3 protein-coding genes and 1 pseudogene are annotated in these 4519 nt (G+C 44.4%); 2 read left to right on the top strand and 2 right to left on the bottom strand.

What is annotated here, in order from left to right:
• Positions 1-273 precede the first annotated feature (273 nt).
• Positions 274-1893: a nucleoside transporter C-terminal domain-containing protein gene (locus PY364_RS09180; RefSeq protein ID WP_275521982.1), complete on the bottom strand. Its 1620-nt coding sequence runs from the start codon at positions 1891-1893 to the stop codon at positions 274-276.
• 264 nt (positions 1894-2157) lie between these two features.
• Here PY364_RS09180 and PY364_RS09175 point away from each other — a divergent pair, with 264 nt between their 5' ends.
• The gene (locus PY364_RS09175; RefSeq protein WP_275521983.1) at positions 2158-2430 is read left to right on the top strand and encodes a hypothetical protein; all 273 of its coding nucleotides are present in this window, start codon (positions 2158-2160) and stop codon (positions 2428-2430) included.
• A 172-nt stretch (positions 2431-2602) separates the two neighbouring features.
• Here PY364_RS09175 and PY364_RS09170 read toward each other — a convergent pair whose 3' ends face one another.
• Positions 2603-2848: a hypothetical protein gene (locus PY364_RS09170; RefSeq protein WP_275521980.1), complete on the bottom strand. Its 246-nt coding sequence runs from the start codon at positions 2846-2848 to the stop codon at positions 2603-2605.
• A gap of 863 nt (positions 2849-3711) precedes the next feature.
• Here PY364_RS09170 and PY364_RS28825 point away from each other — a divergent pair.
• Positions 3712-4356 (top strand): annotated as a pseudogene (locus PY364_RS28825) (adenylate/guanylate cyclase domain-containing protein); the annotation flags it as partial.
• Between the last annotated feature and the right edge of the window lie 163 nt (positions 4357-4519).

Here is a 4519-nt window from a genome sequence, read left to right as displayed (position 1 = left end):
GGTTAGGGCACCGCCTAGAAGGCGGCGTTACGTTCAACAAATAAAGTTGTCCTAACCGTCCTGGCGGTTGCTATAATTGGTAATTGGTAATTGGTATAGCAAGCAATAATAGTAGTAGGGCGAATATAATTCGCATCTACACAGACAAAACCCGCCTGCGCGGGTTGAATTTCTACAGTCCGCGTAGGCGGACTTTGTTTGTGTAGCCGCGAATTATATTCGCCCGACTTTGTTTGTGTAGCCGCGAATTATATTCGCCCGACTTTATAGCTATCATTTCGGCGATGACGACGCTTTAGGAGATGGAGAAACTGCGGGTTTAGGAGAAGATTTAGGAGAAGCTTGGCCAGCGGGAGGCTTCGGAGAAGCCGCAGGACTAGGCTTAACAATAGCTGGCGCTAACGAAGCCGCAGGACTAGGCGAAACCGTCGATTTTGGCGTAGCAGGAGCCGTAAGGGGAGCAACAGCCGGGGCCGTCTTTTCACCTAGAATACTTGCATCGCCATTATCAAATACACCAGCGATACAAGCAATCATCATTGTAGCTAAAGTACCGACAAATAAAGCCTTCCAACCTAACTCAGAAATGTCTTTACGACGAGAGGGAATTAAGGCAATAGTACCACCGACGAAAATGCCTACAGAGGCGAGGTGAGCAAAGCCAGAAAGGGCGTAACTGACGATTAAAACTGTACGAGGGGTAATCTCTCCTTTGGCTGCTGCTTCTGCCAAACTTTGATAGGGAGGAATAGCAGTTTCTAACAGCCTCCGCCCAATAATTACAGAGGCTTCCCATGAGTCCTCAAAGGGAACGCCAGTTAACAAAGTCAAGGGATAAAATAAGACTCCTTGGATATTTTGTAGCGTGATGACGCTGAAAACTTGACCGATAGGTTGTAGGAGAGTATTTTGTGAAGTTTCCAAGGATGCCAAAGCACCGAAGGTTTGGTTAACTAAAGAAACTAAACCTAAGATTAAAATCAAGACGGCCGCGATCGCAACTGCCATCTTTACCCCATCTAAAGCACCCACAATCGCTGCATCCAAGGGGCTGACTCGCTCAATGGGTTCGCCACCGACTGTTTCTTGGGGGGTATATTGGGAATCTTCCTCTGAGATTTCTTCCCCAATAAACTCTCTACCTTGCGATTTTTTTTCCTCTTTGGGAATACCACCCATTGTTAAGGGAGTTCCCGTCTCCGGTACTAAAATTTTGGAGATGACAAAACAAGCTGGAATGGCAATAATTGATGCTGAGACTAAATGCCCTAAAATATTGGGAAAAACTGGTTTGAGGAAACTTACATAAATTGCTAGAGTTGAAGAAGCAGCCGTCCCAAAACAGCAAGATAGAATCGCACAAATTTCAGAGCGAGTCATGTCCGGCAAATAAGGCTTAACAACAATTGCCGCTTCAATGCCCACAAAAATATTAGCTGCACCACTGAGAGCTTCTGCGCCACTTAAGCGCATAGTATTATAAAACAGTTTCGCAAATACTTCGGTGATGATTTGAATAACACCGATGTTGTAAAGCAAAGCCATTAAGCCAGAAAAAAAGACTACTGTTGGCAAAGCTCGAAAGGCGAAAATATACCCTAAATTAATTGGTGGATCTTGACCTGGTACGGGGACAATATTTTTACCAAAAACAAACCGTGCTCCGGTATCAGCAGCAGTAAATACCCCATCTAGCAGGCCTGTAAACCACTCTAAGGCTGTGCGAGTTGGTGGGAACAGAAAGATTAAAAAACCCAAAGCTAATTGTAAGCCAATGCCCCAAATGATGACGCGCCAGGGTATGTACTGGGGTTTGCGATTTTCCGAAAAAGCCCAGGCGATCGCGCATAAACCAAAGATGCCCAGAAATGAGACGAGATTGTATATAGACATAAGCTTAGTCCTTAAGAGCGCTGTGAGGGCCCAGAGGCGGCCTGTGGGAAATTGGTTTGAGTCTTCCCCGAAGGGTGGAGACATCTCACATCAAAGAAATTAACTCTAATTGAACGCTTTGGCACAGGTAAGGCTGTAAAATAAACAGAGAAAACCATAATTTATCTCAACTTCAAGATTTTGTTAAGGTCAGCTCATTTATTGGCAGCAGCCGATCGCGACTTAAACGGATAATGATAGGAGTTTAATTTAAACTTGGACATGATGGAAGCTTTCGAGCCAACCCCTCCCGACTGGGCAGCTACGGCGAAACACGCTTTTGAGTTTTCCTGCCCCAAATGTGGCGCAAGCTGTACGGAGGCGGTACGGGTTTGGATTAATCGGCGATCGCCAGTCTACACCGAAACCCACCGCCGCAAATGGCAGGAATTTTACGAGTGCAAGTGTGGTTCTCCTTGGTGGGCCTGGAGTAGCGATCGCCCCCCCTCAGAACTCACTCCCCCCGATGACGGTACTATTGACGATGAGATTTTTTAATCGAAGGAGTGGGGAAGATGGGGCTAGGGGCTAGGGGAAGAAGGGGCTAGGGGCTAGGGGCTAGGGGCTAGGGGAAGAGGGGAAGAGGGGGAGCGCGGGAGAATTAGCAATTAGCAATTACCAATTAGCAATTACCAATTAGCAATTACCAATTACCAATTACCAATTTCTTTCAATTTTCATCCACAATATCTAGCAGTCCTTTTCTTACCCCATCAATCACTCGCTCGATCAAAACTAACTCTTTTTCATTGATGGAATCATCTAACAAGGCAAACTTGAGCTGCTGTCTGTCAATCCGACTCAGTTGACCAGAGGACAAGATCCGCTCAACTAATTTATCTGTCGGGAGTTGGGAACCTCGATCTTCCATCGTATATTTGGGTATTTGGGGAAAAATTAATCTAGCAATCGCCAAGGTAATAAGGATGTTCTCAATTACTGAAACTCTTGTTTTTATTGCATTTTACTTTTGCCCTTTTAGATAATTAAAGCCTTCTGCATACTTACCTTTTACCTTCTGTCTTCTGCTATAACTCCCAGTATGGAGCATTATTGCTCATAATAACCTAAAGACGTACACCTTTCGCTTCCTTCAACAGAAGCAGCATATCCACCATGAAGCGAGAGAAGCCAAGCAAAATAGATCAACAAGTCTGGCTTGAGGGTTCGCCCCTCCAAGAGTTAGGGGACATCCCCGAACTTAACATTAAAGCTGACTACGAAGCATGGCGCGATCGCTTTATTCTCAGTCGCATGAAACTGGGATTATGGCTAGCCTTCTTCGCCTTCGTGACTTTTAGCATCCTAGAACTAACAAACTTTGCATTCAATCGCCAGCAGTTCAACAGTTCTTTACTGCTAACCCAAATTGTAGTACAACTGGTTCTCCTCGCTGGCATCGCCTCCTTGCAAATCCCCGCAGTGCGCCGCCACCACGCTTTAATATTCTTAGGGCTATCCTGGTCAACAACTCTGATCCCGCAAATACGAGCCACTTTCCTCGGTATCGCCCAACCCGATATTATTGCTTGGAGTCTGATGTTTTTTGGTCAAGCTACTCTCACTCCCGTGCGATGGCCCCTACATTTGACAGCACAATTAGGCGTATTTATCTACTATTTTGGAGTTAATGCTGCACTAAACTTACAAGTCAAACCCGAAGATATGCCAGTGGCTCCAGCCATGCTATATCTTTACTTATTCTGGGCCTGCGTGACCTGCAACTTATCAGTTTACCTATACGAACGCTTAGCCAAAGCTGAATTTAAAGCCCGCCGCGCCTTAGAAGCAGAAAAGGATAGATCGGAGCGGTTGCTACTGAATATTTTACCACCACCAATTGCCGAACGCTTAAAACAAGACCCACAAACTATTGCTGACAGTTTTGCAGAAGTAAGTGTCTTATTTGCCGATATTGTTGGGTTCACACAACTTTCTGCCCGGATTTCACCTACAGAATTAGTTAAGTTACTCAATGAGATTTTTTCGATGTTTGACCATTTGGTGGAACGTCACGGTTTAGAAAAAATTAAGACAATTGGGGACGCTTATATGGTAGTAGGTGGTTTACCGGAAAACCATTTAGATCACGCTCATGCTATTGCTGAGATGGGGCTAGATATGCAGCAAGCTTTAGCACAATTTAATGCTAAAAAAGGTCAAGACTTTCAGATTAGAATCGGTATTAGCACTGGTTTAGTCGTAGCGGGAGTAATTGGCTGGAAAAAGTTTGCTTACGATTTATGGGGTGATACTGTAAATACTGCTTCTCGGATGGAATCTCACGGTATCCCCGGACGCATCCAAGTCTCAGAATCGACTTATGAACGCTTAAAAGGGGTTTACGTATTCGAGGAACGCGGAGAAATTGAAATTAAAGGTAAGGGGAGAATGAAAGCTTATTTGTTAATTGGTAATGGGTAATTGGTAATTGGTAATGGGTAATTGGTAATGGGCAATTGGTAAATAAGAGCAGATAATAGTAGGTTGGTGTAATGAAGTGAAACCAAACATCAAGATTGTAAGTAAATCCACCTAATTAAACATAAGATAAGGATGGCTAAAAAGCTGACTGTATAAACATTCT

Source organism: Kamptonema sp. UHCC 0994, assembly GCF_029167235.1.
Lineage (GTDB): Bacteria > Cyanobacteriota > Cyanobacteriia > Cyanobacteriales > Microcoleaceae > Kamptonema.
Note: the sequence above shows the minus strand (reverse complement) of the source record. Positions and strands in the feature narration are given on the sequence as shown.

Coding starts and splice junctions, on each gene's coding strand:
- PY364_RS09180 (WP_275521982.1), bottom strand. CDS start 1,893: ATGTCTATATACAATCTCGTCTCATTTCTGGGCATCTTTGGTTTATGC.
- PY364_RS09175 (WP_275521983.1), top strand. CDS start 2,158: ATGGAAGCTTTCGAGCCAACCCCTCCCGACTGGGCAGCTACGGCGAAA.